Source organism: Clostridium sp. DL1XJH146 (genome assembly GCF_054819755.1).
In genome coordinates, this window is sequence record NZ_JBTVVN010000117.1 from 1 (window position 1) to 363 (window position 363).

Sequence of the window (363 nt, forward strand, 5' to 3'; positions counted from 1 at the left end):
TACAAAGAATTTGATAATAAAATTGGGTTTAGTAACTTAATAAAGGACACTTTCATTCTTGAAGATGACATAAATACTAGAACTCATACTAATGAAGATATTGTTCTAGAAAAAATATATCAGAGTATAGTTGGCTATCATACCGATGACAATGCTGATGAATTAACTTTAGATTCAGCTCTTACTACCATTTTAAATAAAGAAAAATTAGCTTCTCAGCCTACTATATCAAGATTTAATAATAGACTAACAGATAAAACTCTTAAACAGCAACAATTCATAAATAAAAAATTATTGGATAGAGCTTATTCTATAGAACCAATTGAACATATCATATTTGATATTGATTCTACGAACTTACAA

1 protein-coding gene is annotated in these 363 nt (G+C 26.2%); it reads left to right on the plus strand.

What is annotated here, in order from left to right; translation table 11 throughout:
* The coding region (locus ACVHXK_RS18740; RefSeq protein ID WP_461207928.1) for a transposase at positions 1–363 on the plus strand (363 nt) is incomplete at both ends.